The 26532-nt window shown below is 70.6% G+C and carries 23 protein-coding genes; 8 read left to right on the forward strand and 15 right to left on the reverse strand.

The window, feature by feature from the left end; genetic code table 11:
• Positions 1-99: 99 nt before the first annotated feature.
• Positions 100-1086 carry an aldo/keto reductase gene (locus AB5J56_RS43585; RefSeq protein WP_369241817.1) on the forward strand — a complete coding sequence of 329 codons (987 nt, stop codon included), beginning with the start codon at positions 100-102 and terminating at the stop codon, positions 1084-1086.
• Between the two features lie 34 nt (positions 1087-1120).
• Here the strand turns inward: AB5J56_RS43585 and AB5J56_RS43590 are convergent, their stop codons facing one another.
• On the reverse strand, positions 1121-1903 hold the full coding sequence (locus AB5J56_RS43590) for a DUF899 family protein (RefSeq protein ID WP_369241819.1): 783 nt from the start codon (positions 1901-1903) through the stop codon (positions 1121-1123).
• A 228-nt stretch (positions 1904-2131) separates the two neighbouring features.
• Between AB5J56_RS43590 and AB5J56_RS43595 the strand changes: the two genes are divergently transcribed.
• A complete protein-coding gene (locus AB5J56_RS43595) occupies positions 2132-2959 on the forward strand; it encodes an MBL fold metallo-hydrolase (protein WP_369241821.1) in 828 nt (275 codons plus the stop codon).
• 47 nt (positions 2960-3006) lie between these two features.
• Here AB5J56_RS43595 and AB5J56_RS43600 read toward each other — a convergent pair whose 3' ends face one another.
• The 5 genes from AB5J56_RS43600 to AB5J56_RS43620 form a co-directional block, all read right to left on the reverse strand.
• Complete coding sequence (locus tag AB5J56_RS43600) at positions 3007-3312, reverse strand: ArsR/SmtB family transcription factor (RefSeq protein WP_369243147.1); 306 nt, start codon at positions 3310-3312, stop codon at positions 3007-3009.
• A 151-nt stretch (positions 3313-3463) separates the two neighbouring features.
• A complete protein-coding gene (locus AB5J56_RS43605; protein ID WP_369241823.1) occupies positions 3464-4237 on the reverse strand; it encodes a hypothetical protein in 774 nt (257 codons plus the stop codon).
• A 93-nt stretch (positions 4238-4330) separates the two neighbouring features.
• Positions 4331-5809 carry a DHA2 family efflux MFS transporter permease subunit gene (locus AB5J56_RS43610; RefSeq protein ID WP_369241825.1) on the reverse strand — a complete coding sequence of 493 codons (1479 nt, stop codon included), beginning with the start codon at positions 5807-5809 and terminating at the stop codon, positions 4331-4333.
• Complete coding sequence (locus tag AB5J56_RS43615; protein ID WP_369241827.1) at positions 5806-6615, reverse strand: alpha/beta fold hydrolase; 810 nt, start codon at positions 6613-6615, stop codon at positions 5806-5808. The genes AB5J56_RS43610 and AB5J56_RS43615 overlap by 4 nt, the downstream gene beginning before the upstream one ends.
• A 46-nt stretch (positions 6616-6661) precedes the next feature.
• Positions 6662-7120, reverse strand: coding sequence for a cupin domain-containing protein (locus AB5J56_RS43620; RefSeq protein ID WP_369241829.1), 459 nt, complete (start codon positions 7118-7120; stop codon positions 6662-6664).
• Positions 7121-7254: 134 nt separating this feature from the next.
• On the opposite strand from AB5J56_RS43620, the gene AB5J56_RS43625 reads away from it, so the two are divergent.
• Positions 7255-7851 (forward strand): TetR/AcrR family transcriptional regulator, encoded by a 597-nt coding sequence (locus tag AB5J56_RS43625; protein ID WP_369241831.1) that lies wholly within the window; start codon positions 7255-7257, stop codon positions 7849-7851.
• A gap of 24 nt (positions 7852-7875) precedes the next feature.
• Here AB5J56_RS43625 and AB5J56_RS43630 read toward each other — a convergent pair whose 3' ends face one another.
• Positions 7876-10425, reverse strand: a complete 2550-nt coding sequence (locus AB5J56_RS43630) for a SpoIIE family protein phosphatase (protein WP_369241833.1) — start codon at positions 10423-10425, stop codon at positions 7876-7878.
• Positions 10426-10760: 335 nt separating this feature from the next.
• Entirely contained in the window at positions 10761-11675 is a 915-nt protein-coding gene (locus tag AB5J56_RS43635; protein ID WP_369241835.1) for a LysR family transcriptional regulator ArgP, read from the reverse strand.
• Positions 11676-11744: 69 nt separating this feature from the next.
• On the opposite strand from AB5J56_RS43635, the gene AB5J56_RS43640 reads away from it, so the two are divergent.
• Both AB5J56_RS43640 and AB5J56_RS43645 read left to right on the forward strand, forming a co-directional pair.
• A complete protein-coding gene (locus AB5J56_RS43640; RefSeq protein ID WP_369241837.1) occupies positions 11745-12356 on the forward strand; it encodes a LysE/ArgO family amino acid transporter in 612 nt (203 codons plus the stop codon).
• Between the two features lie 137 nt (positions 12357-12493).
• On the forward strand, positions 12494-13804 hold the full coding sequence (locus AB5J56_RS43645) for an MFS transporter (protein WP_369241839.1): 1311 nt from the start codon (positions 12494-12496) through the stop codon (positions 13802-13804).
• Between the two features lie 44 nt (positions 13805-13848).
• Here the strand turns inward: AB5J56_RS43645 and AB5J56_RS43650 are convergent, their stop codons facing one another.
• Positions 13849-14742, reverse strand: coding sequence for a Gfo/Idh/MocA family protein (locus AB5J56_RS43650; protein WP_369241841.1), 894 nt, complete (start codon positions 14740-14742; stop codon positions 13849-13851).
• A gap of 251 nt (positions 14743-14993) precedes the next feature.
• On the opposite strand from AB5J56_RS43650, the gene AB5J56_RS43655 reads away from it, so the two are divergent.
• Positions 14994-15779 (forward strand): PIG-L deacetylase family protein, encoded by a 786-nt coding sequence (locus AB5J56_RS43655; protein WP_369241843.1) that lies wholly within the window; start codon positions 14994-14996, stop codon positions 15777-15779.
• Between the two features lie 223 nt (positions 15780-16002).
• Positions 16003-17367, forward strand: a complete 1365-nt coding sequence (locus AB5J56_RS43660) for a M1 family metallopeptidase (RefSeq protein ID WP_369241845.1) — start codon at positions 16003-16005, stop codon at positions 17365-17367.
• Between the two features lie 113 nt (positions 17368-17480).
• On the opposite strand, the gene glgB is transcribed toward AB5J56_RS43660, so the two are convergent.
• The 5 genes from glgB to AB5J56_RS43685 all read right to left on the reverse strand — a co-directional run bounded on the left by glgB (position 17481) and on the right by AB5J56_RS43685 (position 25296).
• A complete protein-coding gene (glgB, locus tag AB5J56_RS43665) occupies positions 17481-19637 on the reverse strand; it encodes a 1,4-alpha-glucan branching enzyme (protein WP_369243149.1) in 2157 nt (718 codons plus the stop codon).
• Between the two features lie 116 nt (positions 19638-19753).
• Positions 19754-21142 carry a maltokinase gene (locus AB5J56_RS43670; RefSeq protein WP_369241847.1) on the reverse strand — a complete coding sequence of 463 codons (1389 nt, stop codon included), beginning with the start codon at positions 21140-21142 and terminating at the stop codon, positions 19754-19756.
• Between the two features lie 36 nt (positions 21143-21178).
• Positions 21179-22909, reverse strand: a complete 1731-nt coding sequence (treS, locus tag AB5J56_RS43675) for a maltose alpha-D-glucosyltransferase (protein ID WP_369241849.1) — start codon at positions 22907-22909, stop codon at positions 21179-21181.
• A complete protein-coding gene (locus AB5J56_RS43680; protein WP_369241851.1) occupies positions 22906-24903 on the reverse strand; it encodes a maltotransferase domain-containing protein in 1998 nt (665 codons plus the stop codon). Before AB5J56_RS43680 ends, treS begins: the two co-directional genes overlap by 4 nt.
• A 129-nt stretch (positions 24904-25032) precedes the next feature.
• A complete protein-coding gene (locus AB5J56_RS43685) occupies positions 25033-25296 on the reverse strand; it encodes a DUF5133 domain-containing protein (protein WP_369243151.1) in 264 nt (87 codons plus the stop codon).
• 315 nt (positions 25297-25611) lie between these two features.
• Between AB5J56_RS43685 and AB5J56_RS43690 the strand changes: the two genes are divergently transcribed.
• Positions 25612-26133 (forward strand): pep a2, encoded by a 522-nt coding sequence (locus AB5J56_RS43690; protein ID WP_369241853.1) that lies wholly within the window; start codon positions 25612-25614, stop codon positions 26131-26133.
• A 129-nt stretch (positions 26134-26262) separates the two neighbouring features.
• On the opposite strand, the gene AB5J56_RS43695 is transcribed toward AB5J56_RS43690, so the two are convergent.
• The gene (locus AB5J56_RS43695; protein ID WP_369241855.1) at positions 26263-26502 is read right to left on the reverse strand and encodes a hypothetical protein; all 240 of its coding nucleotides are present in this window, start codon (positions 26500-26502) and stop codon (positions 26263-26265) included.
• Positions 26503-26532: the final 30 nt, after the last annotated feature.

Raw genomic sequence — 26532 nt, forward strand, 5'->3', positions numbered from 1 at the left:
GGTGTCCCTCCTGTTCACGGGCCTTGACTTGCAGTGCACTCCAAGACGCAGACTCCGTTCCGGGCCCGCGGAAAGCGGTCCCGAACCGGAGGGGACACCATGAAGTACCGCACCATAGGCACCGATCCGACGACCCGCCGCGAGGTGAGCGTGCTCGCCCTGGGGGCGATGCTGTTCGGTTCGATGACGGACGAGAAGACGTCCTTCGCCGTGCTGGACCGCTATGTCGAGGCCGGTGGGAACTTCATCGACACCTCCGACAACTACGCGTTCTGGGTGGACGGCAGCCAGGGCGGGCACAGCGAGAAGTTGCTCGGCCGCTGGCTGCGCAGCCGCGGCATCGGCAACGAGGTCGTCGTCGCCACCAAGCTCGGCGCCCGCCCGCTGGCTCCCGGCACCAGCTACACCGACAACCCGGAGGGGCTCTCGGCGAAGGTGATCCGCGAGGCGGCCGAACGCAGTCGGGAGCGGCTCGGCGTGGAGCGGCTGGATCTGCTGTACGCGCACATCGAGGATTCGACCGTGCCGTTGCAGGAAACCGTCGAGGGCTTCGCCGAGCTGGTCGCGGAGGGCACCGTGGGCCTGCTCGGAGCGAGCAACCACGCCGTCTGGCGGGTGGAGCGGGCCCGCGCCGTGGCCGCCGCGGCCGGTCTGCCCGGCTACGAGATCCTCCAGTACCAGCACAGCCATCTGCGGCCCCGCACCGACATTCCGACCGAGCTCTTCCCGGACGGCAGCCTCGGCGGAGCCTCGGGAGAACTGCTCGGCTATCTGCGTGCCGAGCCCGCCCTGACCCTTGTCGCGTACTCGCCGCTGCTCGGCGGCGCCTACGCCCGCCAGGACAAGCCGCTCGCGCCCGACTACGACCACCCGGGCACCCCGGCCCGCCTCGCCGTCCTGCGGGACGTGGCCGAGGAGACGGGCGCGAGCGTCAACCAGGTGGTGCTCGCCTGGCAGATCGGCGGCGAGCTTCCGGTGATCCCGCTGGCCGGCGCGTCCTCGGTGGCCCAGCTGGAGGAGAACCTGGCCGCGGTGGAGCTGGAACTGACACCGGACCAGCGGGCACGGCTGGACGCGGCCCACTGAGCACACATCTGCCGACGCCGTCGGCGAAGGCGAGTCAGTGGTGGTGGCCGCGTCGGCCGAGGGTCTCCACGGGGGGCGCGCCGGGGCGGGTCCACTGCGGCACGGGGCGGCTGGTCGGACCCCAGGTGGCGTTCCCGTCCGCGTCCGAACGCCAGGACCAGCATGCGGCGAGCCCCTCGGGCCAGCCCTTGGGGTTGTCCTCCCATGCCTCACCACGGCCGTAGGGCGTCATGTCGAGCAGGCCGAGGGAGCCATTGGCCCGCTCGTTGCCGCGGCCGGTCGTGGAGTAGGTGAGGAACACACGGTCGCCGTCGCGCAGGAAGGAGGTGAGGTAACCCATGCTGCCGCCGGCCGGCCCGTCCACGTCGCGCACCGAGTACCAGGGCTGGGTGTAGCCCATGAACTCGACATAGGGGGCCACCTCGTCCCACGCGCCCGTCGTCAGCACGGCGAACGAGACGCCGCGGGCGTTGAGGTAGACCGCATCGTCGATGTGCCAGGCCGTGGTGGTGCAGCCCTCGCACTGGCCCTGGTGCGGCGTGCCGTCGTACCACATGTGCTTGTAGACCACGAGCTCGTCGCGACCCTGGAACAGGTCGAGGAACGGGACCGGACCGTCGGGTCCGACGACCTCCACCGTCCCGTCGAACTCCACCATCGGCAGTCGGCGGCGGGCCGCGGCGATGGCGTCGCCCTCGTGGGTGTGGGCCTTCTCGCGGATCAGCAGCTCGTCGCGGGCGGCCTGCCAGGTGGCCAGGTCGACGAGGGGCGGGCGGCCGGGCTGCGCGGGGGCCGGGTCGTGCGGCGTGGTCGTCATGTGTCCTCCGAGGTGTCTCGTGCCGGGCAGCGTCGTACGACGTTCTGTGACCGTCACCAGAACAGACTCGCGCCCCGGCCGGAACTCATCGCAGCAAGGGCACCCGTCTTCGGCCGATGGGGCGATCGCCGCATGCCGCCCGGTCCCGCGGATGCGACGGGACCGGCCGGGGGCGACGATGGAGATGGCAGCCGTGAGCGATCACCCCTGGGGGCTCGGAGGTGCGCCATGCCTGTTCACAAGGTCCGACCCGACATCAGCGTGTTGAGCGACAGCCTCGCAGTGCCCGGGATCGGGCACGTTCCCGTGAACGCGTTTGTCCTGCACGCCGACCAGCCCGTCGTCGTGGACACCGGTCTCGGGCTGCCCGACCGGAACTTCCTGGAGACGCTCGCCTCGGTGCTCGACCCCGCCGATGTGCGGTGGATCTGGCTCACCCACCCGGACCGCGACCACACCGGCGGCATCTTCGAGCTGCTCGCCGCGGCTCCCCGGGCACGGCTCGTGACCACGTTCCTGGCCGCCGGGATCATGTCCTGCGAGCGGCCGCTGCCGATGGACCGGCTCTACCTGCTCAATCCCGGGCAGTCACTGGACGTCGGCGACCGCACGCTCACCGGGTTCCGGCCGCCGCTGTTCGACAACCCGGCGACGGTCGGCTTCTTCGACGACCGGTCCGGCGTCTGCTTCAGCTCCGACTGCTTCGGCGGGCCACTGGCCACCCCGGAACTGGCGCAGGCCACCGACGTCCGCGAGATCGGCGCCGACGATCTGCGCACCGCCCAGCTGCTGTGGGCGAGCGTGGACAGCCCGTGGGTGCAGAACGTCGACGAGCAGCTGTTCCTCGGAACGTTCCAGCCCCTGCGGGACAGGGAACCGGAGCTGATCCTCTCCACGCATCTGCCGCCGGCCCCGGGAATCACCGGACGGATGATCGACACCCTGGGTTCGGCCGCCGGTGCGTCGCCCTTCGTCGGGCCCGACCAGGCGGCGCTGGAGCAGATGCTGGCCGGCTTCGAGCCGTCCGCCGGGCCGCCCCAGCCGGCGCACGCGTGAACCCTTCAGTGGCCAGAGATCAATGGCCAGGGATTAGTGGCCAGGTATCAGTGGCCCGGGCTGTCGGCCTCGCGGGCGGAGGCGGCCACCAGCGCGGACAGCAGGCCCGGGAAGCGGTCCTCCATCTCGTCCGCGCGCAGCGCGTTCAGCTTGGTGGTCCCCACGTAGTACTGGCGGATCACTCCCGCGTCGCGCAGCACGTTGAAGTGGTGGGTCGACGTCGAGCGCGACACCGGCACGTCGAACGTGCCGCAGCTGAGGTCCTGCCCCGTCCGGGCAAGCTGGCACACCACCTGGCGCCGCACCGGATCCGACAGCGCTTCCAGCACCTGCTGCAAGGAGACGTCCGCCATCGCGGGGTGCTCCACACTCCGTGGGGTCGTACGGGGGCGGACCACGGCAACTCCCTGGGGCGACATCAACGCGACCAGGCCATAGTACGACCGTCATCGAACAAGTCCGTACGTCTGCCGTGGGTCTGTCCCCGGTCCGAGGCCAAGAGGGTCAGCTCCGGCGCGGCACGGTGAAGTAGCTGTCCCCGGAGGAGGCATAGCCGCCGAGGCTGAAGGTCAGCAGGGTGCCGTACCGGGACCGTGCGGCCGCCACGCTCATCGGGGCTTTCGGCGTGGTCGAGCAGCGCTCGTAGATTCCGCCGGACCCGGCCGGAGGGCACGCGATGGGCTCCTCGACCAGGTTCGGGAGCGGCATGTCCGGCCGGTCCCAGTCGATATCCAGCCCCGGCGCTTCGAGCGTCGGTGCGGGCATCAGGCTGCCGTCCTTGTACCGGCCGTGATGACGGTGGTAGTCGAGCGCGTAGCTCACGGTGCCGCCCGCATACGGCATGTCCCGCCCCTTCTCCTGCGGCCCCCAGGGCTGGATACGGGCCGCGCGGATCCGGGGCAGTACGTCGGTGATGTCTCCTCGGACGCCGAAGTAGGCGACGGCTCGCATGTCACACCTGAGGGCATTCGGAGACTGGTTGTTCTCGAAGACCGAGCCGTCATAGGGCCTGCCGCAGGAGTCGCTGAAGCGCGTGAGCACGTGCTCCAGGCCCTCGACGGCGGTGAGGTGCTTGATCAGGGCGCGCATCTTCTTTTCCTCCACCGCCCTGCGGGCCTGTGCTGCGGGCGACGTGGCCTGCTTCCGCAACTCCTTCTCCGACGGCTCGCGGGAGCACGCCGTGGTCAGCCCCACCAGCGCGAACGCCAGCAACAGTCCGCCCGCCCGGGCGTACCGCCCGCGGCCTCGGCGCCGCTGGGCCGCCATGTTCTCCTTCATCCTCCGCACCTCCGCCCCCACCTTCATCCAGGTCGGGGCCGGCCACATGAGTGCGCGTACTCAGATTCCGCCCCGCGACCGGCGGTGCCGCCTTCAGAGGGAGCCGGGGTCGCCGTCGCCGCCGCTCCTCTCGGCCTGAAGCCGGTTCACCGTCGTCCGCACGGGGCCTCGCTCGCCTGCCCCTTTCCCGGCATTTACAGGGGCGCGGCTGCGCTCTGCGTGGCCGGGCGCCAAGGTGCTCAGCCCCAGGATCGCCAGCCCGCAACCGGCGATGATCCACCAGGGTGCCGGACGTGCCCCGGCCGCCAGCGCGGCGCCGATCACCGCGATGCCGAGCGAGGTGCCGACCTGGCGGCTGGTCGCGGCGACCGCGGAGGCCACCCCGGCCTGGGCGGGCGGCAGGCCGGAGACGGCCGTGGTGGTGATGGGCGCGTTGACGAAGCCGAAGCCCAGGCCGAACAGGGCGTAATCGATCGACAGGAGGACGAACGAGGGGTGGGTCGAGCGGGTGGCGGCCACGGCCAGCACGCCGCTCGCGGTGATGGCCGACCCGGCGAGCAGCAGCGGGATGCGCGGGCCCCGGCTGCCGACGATCCGGCCGGACAACGGCGGGCACACCAGCGACAGCACCGCCATCGGCAGGAGATGCAGCCCGGTGTTTAGGGCGCTCAGCCCCAACTCCTGTTGGAGGTAGAGGGTGTTGGCGAACAGGAAGCCACCGAGTGCGGCGAAGGCGAAGACCGCTGACGTGACCGCCGCACTGAACGGCGCGTTGCGGAAGAGCCGCGGCTCGATGAGCGGTTCGGTGCGCCGGTTCTCGTAGGGGATGAAGACGGCCAGCGCGCTCGCCGAGGCGATCAGGCAGAGCACGATCGGCGGCGAGGTCCAGCCCTTGTCCGGCGCCTCGATGACGGCGTACGTCAGCGTGCCGAGAAGCACGATCACCAGCACCTGTCCGACCGGGTCGACCCGGCGGGCCCGCGGCGCACGCGACTCGGGGACGTACAGCGCGGTCAGGAGCACCGCGGCCAGACCGATCGGCACGTTCAGCCAGAACACCGAACGCCACCCCGCCGATTCGACCAGTACGCCGCCGAGGACCGGCCCGGCCGCCATGCTGAGGCCGACGACCCCGCCCCAGACGCCGATGGCGCGTGCCCGCTGCCGGGGCTCACGGAAGGTGTTGGCGAGGATGGCCATGGCGACCGGGGTGAGCATGCTGCCGCCGATGGCCTGCACCATGCGGAACGCCACCAGCCACCCCGCTGTCGGCGCCAGGCTGCACAGCGCGGACGCACCGGTGAACAGCACCAGGCCGAGTTGGAAGATCCGGCGCCGTCCCACGCGGTCGGCCGTGGAGCCGGCCAGCGTCAGCAGTGAGGCGAGCACGATGGTGTACGCGTCCAGCGTCCATTGCAGGCCGGCGACCGAGGTGTTCAGGTCGTCCTGCATCGTGGGCAGGGCGACGTTGAGGATGGTGATGTCGAGGCTGACCAGCAGCACACTCAGGCAGCAGACGGCCAGCACCAGGGTCGGCGACCGACGCCCGAGAGCCGCCTGCTCCGAGGTCACTGGACGCTCCGGTCGGCGGCCTGGGAGTCGGCGAAGTCCCAGAGCACGGGCAGAAGTTGCTCGGGGGTCTCGACCTGGGGCATGTGGCCGGTCGCGTGCAGCAGCTCGAAGCGGGCGTCCGGGATGGCCCCCGCGAAGGCCCGGCCGTAGTCGGCGTCGACGACCTGATCGCTCTCGCCCCAGGCGACCAGCGTCGGCAGCGTGACCTTGGCCAGGCGCTCGTTGAGCGTGGGGTCCGCCATGGCGTGCGGACCCGAATAGACCTCCAGCGCCGCCCGGTTGGCGGCCATGACCGCGCGCTGCGCCTCGGTGAGGGCGCTCGGGTCGAAGTGGAACTTCGAGATGTCGTGGAAGGCGAGGCGGGCCAGTTCGGGGGGCGTCAGGGGGAAGGTGTCGGCGACGGGGTGGCCGGGGACCTGGACGCCGACGCCATTGACGACGGTGACGCTGCTGATCCGGTCGCTGCCGAGGGCGGCCAGCTCGGCGGCGATCCAGCCGCCTATGGAGTTGCCGACGACGGCGACGTCGGTCAGGTCGAGTTCGTCGAGCAGTCGCACATAGACCTGGGCGAGGGTGGGGACATCGGTCAGCCAGTCGGGTCGGGCGGTGCCGCCGAAGCCGGGGTGGAAGGGGGTGAACACCCTGGCCGGCCGCTGCTCGGCGAGCAGCCCGGCGAACGGCGTGACCGTCTGCGGGCCGCCACCACCGTGCAGGAGCAGGAAGGGGCGCCCCTGGCGGCCCCGGAGCTCCACGGTGACGTCGAGGTCGCCCTGGTCGAGGGTGAGGGTGTGCGTGGTGCTGGTCATCGGGGTGTCCTCAAGTGATCGGTGCTGAAGGGAAGTCGGCCGGTCGTTACGCGAAGTCGGTGGCGGGGACGGTGGCGTAACGGCTCATCACCTCGACCGTCGAATCGGGGGTCAGCGCCTGGCCGCCCGCGATCATGTCCCGCAGATCGCGGAAGTACTGCACATACAGGTCGGGTGTGAAGGTGTTGAGCATGACCGCGGGCTCGTCGCCGAGGTTGGCGAAGGTGTGCGGGGCGCCGGGCGGGATCATCGCGAGCGTGCCGGCCGGGGCGGCGTGGGTGGTCTCGCCGATGGTGAAGTGGACGGTGCCGGAGACGACGTAGAACCCCTCGTCGTGCTGGGCGTGACGATGCTGCGGTGGGCCGGCGGTGTGCGGGGCGAGGGTGATCTCGCCGATCCCGAGCCGATGTCCCGTGGTGCTGCCGTCTTCGAGGATGCGCATCCGCACCGGGCCCAGTTGGATCGCCTCGCCGTCGTCCGGGCCGACCAGGGATACCTCGTTCATCGACATCTCCTCGACGCCTTCGTGAGAGCTGACTCTCATGAGAGTAGGGAGGTGGGTCTCGTTATGCAAGTGAACTCTCATAAAGAGAGGGCGGTGCTAAGATGAGGGCTGGTCAACAGGAGGAGGGGCGAACGGTGGCAACGCAGGTGGACAGCGGGCGCAGCAATCAGAAGAAGCGCACCCGTGCGGCGATCGTCGAAGCCGCCCGTGAACTCGTCGAGACGGGCGCCGAGGTCACCATGCCCGCCGTCGCTCGCGCGGCCCTGGTGTCCGAAGCGACCGCCTACCGCTACTTCCAGGATCTGCCGTCACTCATCAGTGAGGCGCTGGCCGGTGCCTGGCCGCCGCCCGCCGAGGCTCTGCGCCCCGTCGCGGACTCCGGCGATCCCGTCGAACGCGTCGCCTACGCCTGCGAGTTCCTGCTGCGAGGCATCCTGGCCCGCCAGGGGTCCGTGCGCGCCATGATCGCGGCCACCGTCACCCGGCCCGAGACGGTGAGCGAGCGGCCCGGCATCCGGTTCGGGCTGATCGACTACGCGCTGGCGCCCCTGCAGGACACCTTGGGGGCGACGGACCCGGAAGCGTTCGCCCAGCTCAAGCGGGACCTCGCCGTGGTCGTCGGCGCAGAGGCCCTCTTCACCCTCACCGACCTGTGCGGGCTCGGGCCCGACGACGCGGTCACCAGCGCCGTACGGACCGCGAAGACACTCACCGCGGCCGCGCTCCACTGAGTCCGCACGCGGCGCGTCCCGCGCTCAGTGGTGCGGGTGAGGTGCGGCGCGGAGCGTCGTCAGCAACAGCGCGATGTCGTCGGGGCGTTCGGTGGCCTGGCGGGCCTCTTGGGTGAGCAGATTGGCGGCGGAGCTCAGCGAACGACTGCCCGCCTGCGTGTCGGGGGTGCCCGCGCGGGCCAGGGTGGCGCGGAGGGCTTCGACGCCCTCGTCGATGTCCTGGCCCGGCCGCTCGACGAGGCCGTCCGTGTACAGGGCCAGGACCGCCTCGGGTTCCAGGCGCAGCTCCACCACCGGGTACCGGGCCTGCGGATCCACGCCGAGCACCACTCCGCCGGGCACATCGAGGACTTCGGTGCGGCCGTCGGGATGGCGCAGCAGAGGCTGCGGATGGCCCGCCCGGGCGACATGGGCGACGCCGGTGAGCGGGTCCAGGCGGACGTAGCAGCAACTGGCGAACTGGCCCGGATCGAGGTCGATGAGCAGCCGGTTGGTGCCGCTCATCACCTCGTCCGGCGTATGGTCGCCGAGCGCGAACGCCCTTACGGCGCTGCGCAGTTGCCCCATCGTGGCCGCCGCCTGGACCCCGTGCCCCTGTACGTCGCCGATGACCAGGGCCAGCCCGTCGCCGGCCTCGACGACGTCGTACCAGTCGCCGCCCACGTCGAGCCCCAGCGTGCCGGGCAGATAACGCCCGGCCGTCTCGACCCGCGGGTGCGCCGACAGCCGGTGGGGGAGCAGGGCCTCCTGGAGGCCGCGGGCGAGGGCGGCTTCGTCGTCGTAGCGCCGGGCTCTCTCCAGGGCCTGGGCGATCAGCCCCGCCAGAGCGGTGAGTACCGTGCGCTCCTCGGTGCTGAAGTCGTGCGGACGGTCGAAGCCGAGGATGCAGGAGCCGACCGGCCGGCCGGAGGCGATCAGGGGCAGGAAGGCGCGGGCTCCCTCGGCGGCGTCCAGCGCGATGCCGGGATACGCGGCCGCGAGCTGGCTCATCGACTCGAAGAAGAGCGGGCGGCCGCCGGTGAGCGTCTCGACACCGGGCAGCCGGACGTCCAGCCCCACCCCGTCGAAGGGCGCGAGGAAGCCCTGAGGGAAGCCGGTCTCCCACGCCAGGTACAGGTGCCGCTCCTGGAGCAGATAGATCGCGAGCCGGCGTCCGCCGAACGCGGGCAGCAGCTCCCGCATCACCACTTCCGACACCTGCCGGGCCGTCATGGCCTCGGTCAGCGCTATGGCGAGGACGATCGGCCGGTACAGCGGAGCGGACGCGGTGACCCCGGCCGCCGGATCGTCGACGCCGACCGGGCCGGGCCAGGGCGCCGGCGCGTCCAGCACCGAGCCCTCCGCCGTATCCGCGACCCGCCCCATCGGCACCACCTTGCAGGTCAGGATCTCGGGGCCGGGATAGACGGACAGGGCCAGCAGAGCGCCGCCGTGCCCCGGCGGAGGCGGATCTCCGTCCCCGCCCGGACGTCTGACCTGGAAGTGCACCGGCTCCGGGGAGAACATCGCGCCCCGCAGATGGTCCTCGTACGTGGGCCGGTCCAGCCAGGGCAGCGCCGTCAGCAGGGGCCGTCCCACCATGTCGGCCGCCGGGCGGCCGAGGAGTTCGGCGGCGCGCGGGTTGACGTAGGTGACGAGCCCGCGCCGGTCGAAGGCGAACAGGCCCTCCGGCAGCAGGTCCGCCGCCCTGTCCGCCGCCGGGCCAGGGCCCGGATCGACGACGACACCGCTCACCCGGTGCACCGCGGCAGGCACGACGGAGGACGCGTCGGCGGTCCACAGCTCCAGCAGACGCAGGCCGCCGTCGGGGGTGCGCACCGACAGCGGGTGGGGCGGCGGGTGCCCGGCGGCCGTGTCGCGCAGCGCGGCCAGCAGGAGGTGCGCGTCTTCGGGGCACACCGCGTCGGCGAGCGCCTCGGGCGTTGCCGGGAAGCCCTCGGGCGCGATGCCCAGCAGGGCCCACAGCGCCTCGTCCGCGGTCACGGTGGCGGCGGCCGGATCCCACGTGAACCGCCCGATGTGCCCGGGAGGCCGACCGGCGACCGGTGGCCGTACGCACACCGGTTCCGCGTCCCAGACCACCGGGGGACCGTTCTCCTCCAGCTTCTGCAGGGCCGCGCCCAGCCCCTTGGCCACCGCCGTCATCCGGTCACGGTCGGGCAGGACCTTGGTGGCGTCCGCGACCGGCGGGCACAGCACCGTCAGGACGCCGTAGGACGTCGACGCCCCTACGACGGGGACGTACACCGAGCCGAACTGGAAGGGCAGTCCGGCCGCGAGCTGCGGGTAGCGGCGCATCGTCTCCGTGGCGTCGGCGAGCAGGACCTCCGTGCCGAGCCGGTGGGCGTCGGCGACGGGGAACGGCCGGTCCTTGTGCATACGCCACCACGGGCGGAACAGCGGACCGGGCAGTCCGGCCAGGACCGCCAGCTTCAGCATGCTGGGCGTGCTCGAGCGCAGATACACCCCTCCCGCGAAGCCGCGTGCGGCGCGGATGGCGTCCGTCACGGCGTCGGTGAGCAGGGTGGCCAGGCCTTCCGGCGCCTGACCCGCACGCTCGGCGCTCCCAGTCATCGGTCTGTCCTCGTCCGCTCGCCGCCAGGCGGGTACCACAGCAAGAATGCGCCTCCCAGGGCCTGCCGCGCACCTCGACGTCTCAGAACGGGCAACTGAACCGGCACCCGAACCAGGACTGTGCCCGGGACGGCGTCCGCGGTCCGGGGCTCGCCCGTCCCATCCACCAGATGCATGATCGTGACACCCCCGTACACCTCACCGCGTGCGGTGGCCGTCCCGTGCTCGATCCGGTCGACTCCGCACTCAGCGCGAAAGATACCGGTGTTCGCCGCCCTGCGACCGGAAGGTGCCGGGGGCTTCACAGCGACAGGTCACATTTTCTTCTGGTGCTCTCAGGTGCGCTGCCCGGAGTCGAGTGCCAAGGCTGCGGCGGCCGCCACGGTGTCGGCCACGGCGGCGAGCGCGGGGAAGTCGAGCTTCCACTGCTGCCAGAAAAGCGGAACGGCGACGATCCGGTCCGCGTCGAGGCGGACGAGCCGCCCGGCCCGCAGCAGGGGAGCGGCCTGGACCTCGGGCACCAGTCCCCAGCCCATCCCGGCGGCCACGGCATCGACGTACCCTTCCGAGGTGGGCACGTAGTGCCGCAGCGCGCTCGCGCGGTGGCCACGCCGGAGGGTGCGCACGAACCGGTCCTGGAGCTCGTCGTGGCGGTCGAAGGCGACCACCGGTGCGTCGGCGATCACCTCGCGCAGCGGCGTGGCCAGACCGCAGAGCCACTTCTCGGCGAAGCCCGGGCTCGCCACGGGGAGATAGCGCATACGGCCGAGGGGGCGCACGGAACACCCCGTCACCGGGTCCGGCGACGAGGTCACCGCCGCCATCACCAGGCCCTCGCGCAGCAGGGCGGCCGTCCGGCCCTCGTCCTCGCGGAGCAGCTCGAACGACAGGCGCAGCTCCTGCGGCACGCGCGTGAGCGCCGGCAGGAACCAGGTGGCCAGCGAGTCGGAGTTCACCGCGATCGACAGGCGCGTCGGCTCTCCGGAGCCGGTCATGCCCAGTTCGTCGTGGGCGTCGCGCTCCAGCCGCGCCAGCTGGCGCGCGAAGCGCACGACGATCTCGCCGGACTCGGTCGGACGCACCGGCTTCGTCCGCATCAGCAGCACCCGGCCCGTGCGCTGCTCAAGGGCCTTGACGCGCTGGCTGACCGCCGAGGGGGTCACATGCAGAGCGCCGGCCGCCGCGTCGAAGGTGCCCTCGTCGACCACCGCGAGCAGGGTGCGGACCTGGTCGAGGGGGAGTTCCGTCATCACGAGCGCTAATGATACGTAAGAATCTTTAGCTGTACTCTTGATCGTTCGCTCCCTAGCGTCGACGTCGTGACCAACGCACTGACCGCCGCGGCCGCCGGATTCGGCACCGGCCTCTCGCTCATCGTCGCCATCGGCGCCCAGAACGCCTTCGTCCTGCGCCAGGGCATCCGCCGCGACGCCGTGCTCGCCGTCGTCGCGATCTGCGCACTGTCGGACGCGGTGCTCATCGCGCTCGGCGTGGGCGGTGTCGGCGCGGTGGTCGTGGCCTGGCCGTCGGCGCTCACAGCGGTCGGCCTGGTCGGCGGCGCCTTCCTCCTCGTCTACGGCTTCCTGGCCGCACGCCGGGCGCTGCGCCCCTCGGCCCTGCAGGCGGCGGACGTGCCGACGGGCTCGCTGCGCCGTGCCGTACTCACCTGCCTGGCGCTGACCTGGCTCAACCCGCACGTCTACCTCGACACCGTCTTCCTGCTCGGCTCGATCGCTGCCGACCGCGGCCCGCTGCGCTGGACGTTCGGCCTCGGCGCCGTGCTCGCCAGTGTCTGCTGGTTCGCGGCACTGGGCTTCGGCGCCCGGCTGCTCAGCCGCTTCCTGGCCCGCCCGTCGTCGTGGCGCGTGCTGGACGGCCTCGTCGCCGCGACGATGATCACGATGGGTGCGCTGCTGGTCGCCGGGGCCTGAGGCCGTACGCCTCGCTGAACACACCGGTCTGCTCTGCGCACACCTGACCGCCCGGACACCCGACCGAGGACCGCCCTAGCCGTATCGGCGATAGTGAACCCTGCGACCGAAGGATGTAACGAGCAACCAGGAAGCCCGTGGACACGAGCGAGAGCAGCACCGACAACAGCGCCGAACCCGACGGCAGGCCGGCCGCACCGCCGCGCCCGGCCCGCAGCGGATGGCGCCGCTGGGCGATGGACACCCGGCCGCTGCGCCGGCCGGCCTACCGCCGCCTGTGGTCCTCGACCGTCGTCACGGTCGTCGGCAGCCAGCTCACCGCCGTCGCCGTGCCCAAGCAGATCTACGACATCACCGGCTCCTCCGCCTGGGTCGGCTACGCCAGCCTCGCCGGACTGCTGCCGCTCGTGGTCTTCGCCCTGTGGGGCGGGGCGATCGCCGACCACATGGACCGGCGCAAGCTCCTCCTCATCACCAACAGCGGCATCGCCGTCACCTCCCTGCTGTTCTGGGCACAAGCCGTCACCGGACTCGACTCGGTCCTGGTCCTCATGACGCTGCTCGCCCTCCAGCAGGCGTTCTTCGGCCTCAACGCACCGGCACGCAACGCCTCCATCGCCCGCCTGGTCCCCGCCGACGAACTGGCCGCGGCCAACGCGCTCGGCTCCACCGTCATGCAGACCGGGCTCGTGGTCGGTCCTCTCCTCGCCGGCGCGCTCATCCCGGTCATCGGGCTGCCCGAGCTGTACCTGATCGACGCGCTGGCCCTGTGCGTGACCCTCTGGGCCGTCGCACGCCTGCCCGCCCTGCCGCCCCTGGCAGCCGTCACATCCCGGCGAGCCGGCTGGCGGGAGGTCGCCGCGGGCTTCCGCTACATCGCACTCCACAAGGTGCTGATGCTCTCGTTCCTCGCCGACATCATCGCCATGGTCCTCGGCATGCCCCGCGCCCTGTTCCCCCAGCTCGCCACGCAGACATACGCGCCCTACGGCGAGGGGCTCGCGCTCGGTCTGCTCTTCGCCGCGATACCCATCGGCGCCGTGCTCGGCGGACTGATGTCGGGAACCTTCTCGCGCGCACGTCGGCACGGCCTCATGGTCCTCGCCGCGGTCGCGGCCTGGGGAGCGGCCATCACCGGCTTCGGACTGAGCGGAAACCTCTGGGTGGCCGTGGCGTTCCTCGCCGCCGCCGGTGTCGCCGACATGGTCTCGATGGTCTTCCGCGGCGCGATCCTGCTGTCGGCCGCCACCGACGAGATGCGCGGCCGTATGCAGGGCGTGTTCACGGTGGTTGTCGCGGGCGGCCCCCGACTCGCCGACGTGCTGCACGGAACGGCCGGTTCCGCCTTCGGCCCCCGTATGGCCGTCGTGGGCGGCGGCCTGCTCGTCATCGTCGCCACGCTGGCCCTGGCCACCGCGACACCGGCGCTTCGGCGCTACCGGGCCTGACGGCGGCACCGCGCCCGCTGGCGCCGGGCCCCAGTGGGCAGAGGTCAGGTCTCCAGTGCCTGCGCGATCAGCGACTGCAGGTGCAGCCCGCGCCGGGCATTCAGCTCCCCGGAGACGCCGGTGCGTACGGCCTCGGCGAACTCATAGCGCAGGACGGGCCAGCACTCGGCGTAGTCCAGGTCGGCGCTGTCGTGGACGAGACGGGCATGCGGGCCGTACAGCTCGATGCGGGTGATGCCCTGGCTGACGTCGACGGAACCCGACAGCGAGGCCTGGCTGACGGCGCCGGTCTCGTGCTCGCAGGTCAGCTCGATCCAGCGGCGCGGATCACCGGTGCCGCGGATGCCGACGATGGGACCGACGGCCGCGTCCAGCAGATCCAGCAGATGCGGACCGATGTCCAGCAGCGCGCCGTGTTCCAGACGCCAAGGGGTCGCGAACGCCCCGCCCAGGAAAGCGCTGCTCAGCCCGCAGGAACGCGCCCCCACGATCTCCAGCCGTTGCGCCTCGCCCACAAACCGCCGGACCGCCGGGTGATAGCGGCTCGTCAGCACGACCTGGGACACGACACCGGCTTCGTCGATCGCGTCCGCGAGCCGCCGCGCAGCCGCCAGATCGGGCCCGAGCGGCTTCTCCAGAAGCAGCGCCTTGCCCGCCTTCGCGGCGCGCAGGGCGAGTTCGGCCTGCACGGACGGAGGCACCGCGAAGGCGACGGCCTCGCACCCATCGAGCAGCTCCTCGAAACTCTCGGCGACGTCCGCTCCATGCGGCGCGGCCGTCTCACGGGCCGCCTCGGCGCGCCGCGCCCACACGGCGGTCAGCTCGGTCTCGGGCCCGGCGGCGAGCAGATCGGCGTGCACGGTGCGCGCCCAGGGGCCCGCGCCGACGAGTCCGACCTTGACGGGAGTGTGCGGCCAGGGATCAGGGATGCTGGTCACGGTGGGTCCGATCTGTGCGGTGGCGTGGATGCCGTGCCGTGAGGCAGCTGCCGGGCAGCGACGTGGATGCCGTGCGGTGACGTGACGTGCGGTCGACCGGGGCCGCGGACCGTCCCGTCGGGGGAGCGCAAACGCCCTCACCATAACCGGGGCCCCGATGCCCGCCGAGGGCCGCCGCCCGCCGCGGCGCACCGGGGCGGATGGCGCGCGCCTCTGTTCCGCGAAGCGTCATCAGCGCCATTATTCGGTGCATGGATCCCACAAACGACAAAACAGGCGGCGATGGTGCGACCCTGCCCGCGCTGCCGGAGGACTGGGAGCGATGTCTCGTGGTGGTCGCCCACCCCGACGACATCGAGTACGGCACCGCGGGCGCCGTCGCCCGCTGGACGGCGCAGGGCAAGGAGGTCAAGTACCTGCTGGCGACCCGGGGCGAAGCCGGTATCGACGGCATGCACCCGGAGCAGGCGGGGCCGCTGCGCGAGAACGAGGAGCGGGCCGGCGCCCGCGAAGTCGGCGTTGACGATGTCGAGTTCCTCGACCACCGTGACGGCGTGATCGAATACGGGCTCCCTCTGCGGCGTGACATCGTGCGCGCGATGCGCCGCCATCGGCCCGAGATCGTGGTGGCCAACGTACCCACCGTGCGCATGGTCCTGGGGATGACGAATCAGGCGGACCACCGGGTGGTGGGCCTGGCCACCCTGGACGCGGCACGCGACACCGGCAACCGCTGGGTCTTTCCGGAGCTGGCCGACGAGGGGCTCGAACCCTGGACCGGGATCCGGATGGTCTGCTGTGCCGGGGCTCAACAACCCACCCACGGCGTGGACGTGACAGGCGAACCCCTCCAACGTGGCATCGCGTCCCTCGCGGCACATGCCGAGTACACCAAGGGTCTCGGCGCGCAGGGCTTCGAACCCGGTCCCTTCCTGACCTGGGCGTCCAAGATGGCCGGCCCGGCCCTGGGCGTCGAGTCGGCGGTCCTGTTCGACGTGCACCAGCTCATCCCCGACGGCCCACCGCCCTGGGTGTGAGCGCAGTCCAGCTCAACGCGGCCACTTGGGACCGCGTCGGGCGCCCCGACCCTGTGATCGAGGCCTGGCGGCGACACAACTTGACCTGATCGATGGGTTCTTCCGGACAGGAGACTCATAGGCTGAGCGGCACTTGATCACTGCCGTCCCCGGAGGAGTTCACGTGACCTCACGCTCGCGCAAGGCCGTCAGACGCACAACTGTCCTTCGCCGAGACGCCGTTGTGGCGACGATTCCGGTCGCCGTCGCGGCGCTGCTCGCCGCGGCCGGACCGGCGGCGGCCGGCACCTCGGGTTCCACCGGTGCGGGAGACCCCTACTTCCCCCTCGCGGGCAACGGCGGCTACGACGTCCGCCACTACGACCTGACCCTCGGCTACGACCCGGACAGTCGCCACCTCGACGGCAAGGCGGTCATCACCGCCCGCGCCACGCAGAGACTGACCCGCTTCGACCTCGACTTCAAGGGACTCAAGGTCACCGGCATCACCGTCGGCCACACCAAGGCGGACTTCCGCCGCGACGGACAGGAACTCGTCGTCACCCCACGGCACACCCTGCACAAGCACCAGGAGTTCCGCGTCACCGTCACCTACCAGGGCACCCCCAAGCCGGTCACCGACCCGGACGGCTCCCTGGACGGCTGGATCCCCACCGACGACGGCGCGTTCGTGGCCGGAGAACCGCAGGGCGCCATGACCTGGTTCCCCGCGAACAACCACCCCAAGGACAAGGCGTCGTACGACTTCACGGTCACCGTCCCCAAGGGGACGACCGCCGTGGCCAACGGCGTCCTGCGCGGGCAGCGGACCTCCCACGGGCACACCACCTTCCGCTGGCGTGCCGCCGAGCCGATGGCCGCCTACTTGGCCACCGCCACGATCGGGAAGTTCAAGGTCGAGCAGTACACCACGCCGGACGGCCTCAAGGTCTACAACGCCGTCGACCCCCGCGAAGCGACCGCCGCGGCACCCGTACTCAAGAAGCTGCCGTCGGTACTGGCCTGGGAGAGCAGCGTCTTCGGCCCCTACCCCTTCAAGGGCGCCGGTTCCGTCGTCGACCGGGCGCCGCAGGTCGGCTATGCGCTGGAGACCCAGACACGGCCGCTCTACGACCGGGCGCCCAGCCTGGGAACCCTCGTCCACGAAAGCGCGCACCAGTGGTTCGGCGACTCGGTCTCCCTCACCACCTGGAAGGACATCTGGCTCAACGAGGGCTTCGCGACCTATGCCGAGTGGCTCTACACCGAGCAGCACGGCGGCAAGACCGCGCAGCAGAACTTCGACGCCCTCTACGCCAGCCCGGCCGACAGCGACGTCTGGGCGTTCCCGCCGGCCAATCCCGGCAGCGGAGCCCACATCTTCGAGACCCCCGTCTACTCCCGCGGCGCCATGGCCCTGCACAAGCTGCGCACGGCAGTCGGCGACAAGACCTTCTTCGACATCCTGCGCACCTGGGCAGCCGACCACCACGACGGCCATGGCACCACCGCCCAGTTCATCCACCTCTCGCAACGCCTGTCCGGCAAGGATCTGCATGCCCTGTTCCACACCTGGTTGGACACGTCGGGCAAGCCGGCTTCGCCCTGACGGGTCGCGTCGAGCGAGTGACAGAGGTGCGGATCACGATGCAGCGCCCAGGGCGTCGGGTTGATGTGGACGCCCTGGGCGAAATCGGCGCGCTGGGCGCCTGAGGGGCGAACCTAGGCGGGCCGCAGCCACACCGTGGCCAGTGGCGGCAAGGTCAACCGGACGCTCGTGGGCCGGCCGTGCGCACCTCGCGACTCCGCCTTGACCGGGTCGGGATTGCAGACTCCGCTGCCGCCGTAGCGGGTGAGGTCGGTGTTCAACACCTCCCGCCACCCGGCGACATCGTCCGGCACCCCGAGCCGGTACTCGTGCCGGACGACAGGCGAGAAGTTCGACACCGCCAGCAACGGGGAGCCCTCGGCGTCGAAGCGGAGGAAGGCGAAGACGTTGTCGTCGGCGGCGTCCCCGGCGATCCAGGCGAACCCGGCGGGATCGGTGTCCCGCTCCCACAGGGCCGGTTCGGAACGGTAGACCTCGTTAAGATCGCGGACGAGGTTCCGTACGCCGCGGTGGTCGGGCTCGGCGTCGTAAGCCGGGTCGAGCAGCCACCAGTCGGGACCATGGGCCTCGGACCACTCCGCACCCTGGGCGAACTCCTGCCCCATGAAAAGGAGTTGCTTGCCCGGATGCGACCACATGAAGCCGAGATAGGCCCGCGCGTTGGCCCGCTGCTGCCACCAGTCACCGGGCATCTTGGACACCAACGACTGTTTGCCGTGGACGACTTCGTCGTGCGAGATGGGCAGGACGTAGTTCTCGCTGTAGGCGTACACCATCGAGAAGGTCATCTCGTTGTGGTGGTACTTGCGGTGGACCGGGTCCTTCGACGCATAGACCAGCGAGTCGTGCATCCAGCCCATGTTCCACTTCATGCCGAAGCCGAGCCCACCGTCGTCGGTCGGCCGGGTGACGCCGTCCCAGGCGGTGGACTCCTCGGCGATGGTGACCACGCCCGGGTTGCGCCGGTAGACGGTGGCGTTCATCTCCTGGAGGAAGGCGACGGCGTCGAGGTTTTCCCGGCCGCCGTGCTCGTTGGGTGCCCACTGGCCCGGCTCGCGCGAGTAGTCGAGGTAGAGCATGGAGGCGACGGCGTCGACGCGCAGGCCGTCGATGTGGAACTCCTCGCACCAGTACACGGCGTTGGCGACAAGGAAGTTGCGGACCTCGCGGCGGCCGTAGTCGAACTCCAGGGTGCCCCAGTCGGGGTGCGCGGCGCGCGCCGGGTCCTCGTGCTCGTACAGGGGCCGTCCGTCGAACTCGGCGAGCGCCCAGTCGTCGCGCGGGAAGTGCGCGGGCACCCAGTCCACCAGCACACCGATACCGGCCTGATGGAGCGCGTCGACCAGGTACTTGAAGTCGTCCGGAGTGCCGAGGCGGGCGGTGGGGGCGTAGAAGCCGGTGACCTGGTAGCCCCAGGAGCCGCCGAAGGGGTGCTCGGCGACCGGCATCAACTGCACGTGGGTGAAGCCCAGGTCGGCGACGTACGCCGGGAGCTGATCGGCAAGCTGGCGGTAGGTCAGTCCCGGCCGCCAGGAGGGCAGATGGACCTCGTACACCGAGAACGGCGCCTCGTGCAGCGGACGGTTCACCCGATACGCCATCCACTCCTCGTCCCGCCACACATGCGACGAGCGCGTGACGACGGACGCGGTCGCCGGAGGCACCTCGGTGCGCCGGGCCATCGGGTCGGCGCGCAGCGTGTGCGTGCCGTCGGGGCGGGTGATGTCGAACTTGTACAGCGTTCCCTCACCGATGCCGGGAAGGAACAGCTCCCAGACGCCGGTCGAACCGAGCGAGCGCATCGGGTAGCCGGTGCCGTCCCAGTGGCAGAAGTCGCCGCTGACCCTGACCCCTTGGGCGTTCGGGGCCCATACGGTGAAGCGGGTGCCGAGGACGCCCTCATGGGTCATCGGATGGGCGCCCAGTGCACGCCACAGTTCCTCGTGCCGCCCTTCGCCGATCAGATGCAGGTCGAGTTCACCCAGCGCCGGCAGGAATCGGTACGGATCGTGCACCTCGTACGCGTCGCTCCCGTATGTCACCGACAGCGTGTACTCGGGGATCGCGTCGAACGGGAGCACACCCGAGAAGAGACCGTCGCCCGTGTCCTTCAATGCGGTACGCAGCCCGTTCACCACTACGGCCACGGTCCGGGCCCAGGGGCGCAGCACACGGAACAGGACCCCGCCCGCCACCGGATGCGCACCGAGCAGGGCATGAGGATCGTGGTGGGCGCCCGACAGCAGACGCCCCCGGTCTGTGGCGTCCAGCGGAAAGGCGGCGTCCGGCGACGCCGTCCGGCGTCTGCCTACGGCGACGGTGCGAGCTGCCACGGCTGCGTCCTCCTCGGATGGGCAAAGGGTCGATTTCACGGGCTTCACGGGCTTCAAGGTTTGCTCGTTTCACGGTTCTCGGCGAGGCGCCTGACGGCCGCCATCGGCACGGGCAGCCAGTCGGGACGGTGTCTCGCCTCGTACAGCACCTCGTACACGGCCCGGTCTGTCTCGTACGCGCGGAGCAGCTCGGGCTCCTCGCGTGGATCCCAGTGCGCCCCGGCGGCATACCCCGCACAGAAGGCGTCCCGGCAGCGCTGCGCCCACTCCGGTCGCCACGGCCGGCGGGAGCGTGCCGCGTAGTCGAAGGAGCGCAGCATGCCCGCGACATCCCGCACGGGGGACTGGGCGCGACGGCGTTCCGCGAGGGGGCGGGCCGGTTCGCCCTCGAAGTCGATGAGGGACCACTGCTGTCCGGTGCACAGCAGCTGACCGAGATGGAGGTCGCCGTGGATCCGCTGCGAGGGACGGGACGTGCCGACGCGGGCGACCGCGTCGAAGGCGCCGCGCAACCCGGACGCGTACCGCTGAAGCTCCGCGACCGAACGGGCGGTGGCGTCGAGTCGTTCACTCATCGCCACCGCAAGTCGCCTGCGTTCAGCTCGACTTGGCACCTCCACGGGGAAAGCCGAGGCGAGCGCCAAATGCACTTCGGCGGTGGCCCGTCCCAACGCGTGGGCCTGGTCGCCGAACTCCTCTCCCGCGGTGAGTGATCGGAGCGCCAGGGTCCAGCCGTCCTCGGCATCGCGCAGGAACGGTTGCAGCACGCCGAGCGTCGCCTCCTGTGGCTGCGAGGTCCGAAACCACGCCGCCGGTGCGGGTACGCGGGAGCATTCCTGCCGTGCCAGTGCCCAGGGCACTTCGAGATCCGGGTTGATGCCGGGCTGGACGCGGCGGAACACCTTGAGAATGAACGAATCGCCGTACACCAGCGAGGTGTTGGACTGCTCGACATCGAGGAGGCGTGCGGTGAGACCGGCGGGCAGGGTCACTCGTGCGTCACGCTCGAAGCGCAGGGGACCGACTGATCCAGGGCTGCGCAGCCGCTCAAGGAGCAGCCCTGCCGCCGTGGGGTCGTGCAGGGCGTCGTACACGACCATCTCGTTCAACGGGCCCACGCTCACACGGCCGATGAAGGCGGGAGCGAGACGAGACGGCAGCATCTCCCGTACACCGAGCAGCAGTTGATACCAGTCAGCCGGTGCGGGAACGGCGGTCCCGCCGTGCGCGGGCGGACCGAGGTGCTCGGCACGGACCAGAAGGTGCAGGCAGCCGGGGGAGAGCTCGGTGCTCGACAGGATCGTCAGACCGGTGACACGTCGGCCCTTGCCCGCGAACCAGCGCTGCCGGGGCAGCCATCCGCGCAACAGCTCGACGAGCGAGGTCGACGGCAGGGCGGCGGGAGTGCGGCCGTACTCCCGCTGCAGCGCGGTCTTCGGCATGGCGACGCGTCCTTTCAGAGCCGGGTCAGCGGTGGGTCAGGGCATGCGGTGAGGACCGCTGCCGGCGTGCGAGAGGGCTGGACGGAGCCGGAACCAGTAGAAGCCGTGGCCTGCGAGGGTGAGCAGGTACGGGAGTTCCCCGATGGCGGGGAAGCGGACGCCGCCGATCAGTTCGACCGGGTGGCGGCCGTTGAAGGCGCTCAGGTCCAGTTCGGTGGGCTGGGCGAAGCGGGAGAAGTTGTGTACGCACAGGACGAGGTCGTCCTTGTACTCCCGCAGGAACGCGATCACTGCCGGGTTGGAGGACTGCAGTTCGGTGTAGGAGCCGAGTCCGAAGGCCGGGTTCTGCTTGCGGATCTCGATCATGCGGCGGGTCCAGTGCAGCAGTGACGCGGGCGAGGACATCGAGGCCTCGACGTTGGTGACCTGGTAGCCGTAGACGGGATCCATGATGGTGGGCAGGAACAGCCGTCCGGGGTCGCAGGAGGAGAAGCCTGCGTTGCGGTCGGGGGTCCATTGCATGGGGGTGCGGACGGCGTCGCGGTCGCCGAGCCAGATGTTGTCGCCCATGCCGATCTCGTCGCCGTAGTAGAGGATCGGGCTGCCGGGCAGGGAGAGCAGCAGGGCGGTGAAGAGTTCGATCTGGTTGCGGTCGTTGTCGAGCAGGGGGGCGAGGCGGCGGCGGATGCCGATGTTGGCGCGCATGCGCGGGTCCTTGGCGTACTCCGCGTACATGTAGTCGCGTTCCTCGTCGGTGACCATTTCGAGGGTGAGTTCGTCGTGGTTGCGCAGGAAGATGCCCCACTGGCAGTTGTTGGGGATCGCCGGGGTTTTCGCGAGGATTTCCGAGACGGGGTAGCGCGATTCACGGCGTACGGCCATGAAGATGCGGGGCATGACGGGGAAGTGGAAGGCCATGTGGCATTCGTCGCCGCCGGAGGGGAAGTCGCCGAAGTAGTCGACGACGTCCTCGGGCCACTGGTTCGCCTCCGCCAGCAGCACCGTGTCCGGATACTGCGTGTCGATCTCCTTGCGGACCCGCTTGAGGAACTCGTGCGTTGCCGGAAGGTTTTCGCAGTTCGTTCCCTCTACTTGGTAGAGATACGGCACCGCGTCGAGGCGGAAGCCGTCGATGCCCAGGTCCAGCCAGAACCGCAGCGCGGAGATGATCTCCTCCTGCACGGCCGGGTTCTCGTAGTTGAGGTCGGGCTGGTGGGAGAAGAAGCGGTGCCAGTAGTACTGCTTGCGGACCGGGTCGAAGGTCCAGTTGGACGCTTCGGTGTCGACGAAGATGATGCGGGCGTCCTGGTACTGCTTGTCGTCGTCGGCCCAGACGTAGTAGTCGCCATAGGGTCCGTCGGGGTGGGCGCGGGACTCCTGGAACCACGGGTGCTGGTCGCTGGTGTGGTTCATGACGAAGTCGATGATGACGCGCATGCCGCGCTGGTGGGAGGCGTCGACGAACTCGACGAAGTCGGCGAGGTCGCCGAACTCGGGCAGGACAGCGGTGTAGTCGGAGACGTCGTAGCCGCCGTCCCTCAGGGGGGACTTGAAGAAGGGGGGCAGCCACAGGCAGTCGACGCCGAGCCATTGCAGGTAGTCGAGTTTGGCGGTGAGGCCCTTGAGGTCGCCGACGCCGTCGCCGTTGCTGTCCTGGAAGGAGCGGACCAGCACCTCGTAGAAGACGGCGCGTTTGAACCATTCCGGGTCCCGGTCCTTGGCGGGCGTGTCCTCGAAGGTGTCCGGGACGGGCTCGTTGACGATCATGTTGTGGGTGACCCTCCGCTCTGCGACGTGCTGCCGAGGGCGAGGACGTGAGCACCACCCGGCACCAGACGTACGTAGTTGGCCCTGCCCCAGATGTAGGTCTCGCCCGTGAGTTCGTCGCGTACCGGAACCGACTCACCCCAGTCCAGGCCGAGTTGCGGCATGTCCAACGAGACCGTGGCCTCCTGGGTGTGCCGGGGATCGAGATTGGCCACCACCACAACGGTGTCGGTACCCGTGCGCTTGCTGTAGACGATCAGCGCGTCGTTGTCGGCATCGTGGAAGTGGAGGTTCCTGAGTCCGTGCAGGGCGCGGTGGCGCCGTCGGATCCGGTTGAGCTCCGTGATGAGCGGCGCGATGGTCCTGCCCTCGCGCGCGGCCGACGCCCAGTCGCGCGGACGCAGTTGGTACTTCTCGGAGTGCAGGTACTCCTCGCCGCCCTCCTCGACCGGGGCGTTCTCGCACAGCTCGTAGCCGGCGTAGATCCCCCACGTGGGCGAGAGGGTGGCGGCAAGGACGGCCCGCACTTCGAAGGCCGCTCGCCCGCCCCGCTGAAGGTGACCAGGGAGGATGTCGGGGGTGTTGGCGAAGAAGTTCGGCCGCATGTACGCGGCACTATCGCCGGACAGCTCCGTCAGATACTCGGTCAGCTCCTGCTTGGTGTTGCGCCAGGTGAAGTAGGTGTACGACTGCTGGAAGCCGACCGCCGCGAGCCGCTGCATGATCGCGGGCCGGGTGAACGCCTCGGCCAGGAAGATGACGTCGGGGTCGGTGCGGTTGATGTCCGCGATGACCCGCTCCCAGAACACCACCGGCTTGGTGTGCGGATTGTCGACGCGGAAGATCCGTACGCCGTGGTCCATCCAGTACCGCAGCAGCCGTACGGTCTCGGCGACCAGGCCGGGCATGTCGGCGTCGAAGGCGATCGGGTAGATGTCCTGGTACTTCTTCGGCGGGTTCTCCGCGTACGCGATCGTGCCGTCCGGACGGTGGTGGAACCACTCCGGATGCTTCTGCACCCACGGATGGTCGGGCGAGCACTGCAGCGCGAAGTCGAGGGCGATCTCCAGACCCTCGTCGTTCGCCCGCTGCACGAACGCGTCGAAGTCGTCGATCGTGCCCAGGTCCGGATGGATCGCGTCGTGCCCGCCCTCCGGGGAGCCGATCGCCCACGGCACACCGACGTCGTAGGGACCCGGGGACAGGATGTTGTTCCGGCCCTTGCGGAAGGTGGTGCCGATGGGGTGGATCGGCGGCAGGTACACCACGTCGAAGCCCATCGCCGCGACCGCCGGCAGCCGCTCCGCGGCCGTCCGGAAGGTGCCACTGACCGGCGGCTTACCCTCCTCGACCACCGCTCCCTCGGAACGCGGGAAGAACTCGTACCAGGCGCCGTACAGCGCCCGTTCACGCTCCACCAGTAGCGGCATCGGCGCAGACCGGGTGAGCCGTTCGCGCAGCGGGTGCTCCGCGAGAACGGCGGTCACCTCCGGGGCGAAGGCGGCGGCGAGACGGGCGGCGGGCGCCAGGGAGTCGTCGCCCAGGGCGAGTGCCGCGGCCCGGACCGCCGTGCGCTGCACGGGATTCGGTACGCCGGCGGCGGCGCGCTCAAACAGGGCGGCGCCCTCCTCCAGCATCAGGCCGGTGTCGATACCGGCCGGGACCTTGATCCGGGCGGCGTGGCGCCAGGCGGTGACGGGATCGCTCCACGCCTCGACCTGGTACGTCCAGCGGCCCACCTTCCCGGCCGTCACGTCGGCGCCCCAGCGGTCGGTGCCCGGAGCGAGTTCCCGCATCGGGGTCCACGGGCCGGGGCGGCCGATCGGGTCGCGCAGGACGACGTTGGCGGCGACCGCCTCGTGGCCCTCGCCGAAAACCGTGGCGGTGACGCGGAAGGTCTCGCCGGTGACGGCCTTCGCCGGGCGTCTGCCGCAGTCGACGACCGGATGGACGTCCACGATCGGGATACGGCTGCCGGTCTGCTCTGCATCCATGTGTTTCGCCTCCGCCGCCCTCGGCCTTGTGTGCACTGAAGAACCACACCGGTCACATCTGCGTGGGTCACATCTGCGTCGGCGAGCCCGGAGGTGCCGCAGAGATCGAGCCCGGATGCGCCGCAGAGATCATCTGCGCCCGCCGACCATGCTGTCGCGGGGCCCGCCGCCGTACGTCCGGACGGGCGAGGCTAAGTTCACCCGCAGATAGTGCTCGGCAGCGTCCGCCGCCTCCCGTGCGCAGCGCTTCCCCATCAGCACGCAGAGCGTGTATCCCGTGTTCTCGAAGTAGCCCCGCACCGTGTGATCGGTAGGGGCCGCGAGCAGCAGGCGCTCCCAGGCCCGGTAGCGCTCCAGATGTCTGGCGACCTCGGGTTTGGCAGGCAGCAGCATCGTGCTGGTCACCTTCCCACTCTCTCGGGTGCGCACGGTTGGCCCGGACGGTCCGCGCCGGTCGCGCACTGAAGGGGCACCCGCGAGTGATCGCGAGCGAACCTTCACCCATGGTGCCCGCGCGGACACCCAGCGTCTTGTTGGGTCTTCAACTAGCTGGATGTCCTTCCGGGCCGCTCTCGTGTTGCACGAATGGAGTAGCACTCGCACTCTGGGACTGACTCAGGAGCGATCACCGCTCACGCTTCGTGTTCGGGGCCCGGTCCGCAAGGGCGCGGGGGAAGCGGGAGCTTCGCCAGCGAGGAGCCAACGACAATGAAAGCTGCAGTGCCCTGCTACTACTGCCTCGACGTGGAGGTCAGCCCGGAACGGGTCGGACAGGTCAGGCGCATTCTGGCCGCCCACCTTCGGTACTGGGATCTGGACACGCTCGTCGAGCCCGTCGGCCACTGTGCCGAAGCGTTGCTTCACACCATCGACGAGCACGCGCCGGACAAGAACACGACCATCGAGATGTGGTGGAACGGCCAGCACCTGATCGCGGCCGTGTCCGACAACAACCAGGACATCCGCCCGCACAACGCCCCGCAGGGCTGCCTGGCGCAGATCGCGGCGCTGAGCGACGGCTGGGGATGCTGCGCCACCGGCGCCGGAGGAAAGATCATCTGGTTCTCGTGGCGGGCCCGCGCCGCCGAACGCGCCCCGCTGGTCCCGGCCGTACCCGTCCCCAGTCTGCGGGAGGCACGCCGGACGCCTCGCGAGCTGCCGGTGCCGGCTCTCGCCCGTCCCGCCGGGTCGGAATCCCTCGTCGGCGCGGCGTCGAACGGTTCCGGCTGACCGGGGATCGCCGCGAGGCGAGGGGATACGTCATCGGGCCACGCCTGCTCCGGCAGGCGTGGCCCGATGCTGTTGCCCGGCTGCGCCTTCAAGTGCCGTCCACTGCTCCGGCGTCCGCCGCGCAGAGTCCTACCGGGCCGAAGAGGCGGCACAGGTGCTGTGAGCGGCGGCCGGGCGGCTGCGCGAGACGATGCGCATGCCGGAGTCGTCGACCACCCGGACCTGAAGGGAACCGCAGCCGCAGCGGGTCCACGTGGTGCGGCCCGTCGCGGTGGAGTGCCGGGAAACGACGGAGAAGGGTTCGGCGCGGTCCGGCCAGCCGCAGTACGGGCAGGTCGCGGTGGCCGAGCCGTCGGTGGTGCTGGTCATGAACGACTCCTTGCTGGCAGGGACGGATGG

Origin of the sequence: Streptomyces sp. R21, assembly GCF_041051975.1 — a bacterium.
Taxonomy (GTDB): domain Bacteria; phylum Actinomycetota; class Actinomycetes; order Streptomycetales; family Streptomycetaceae; genus Streptomyces.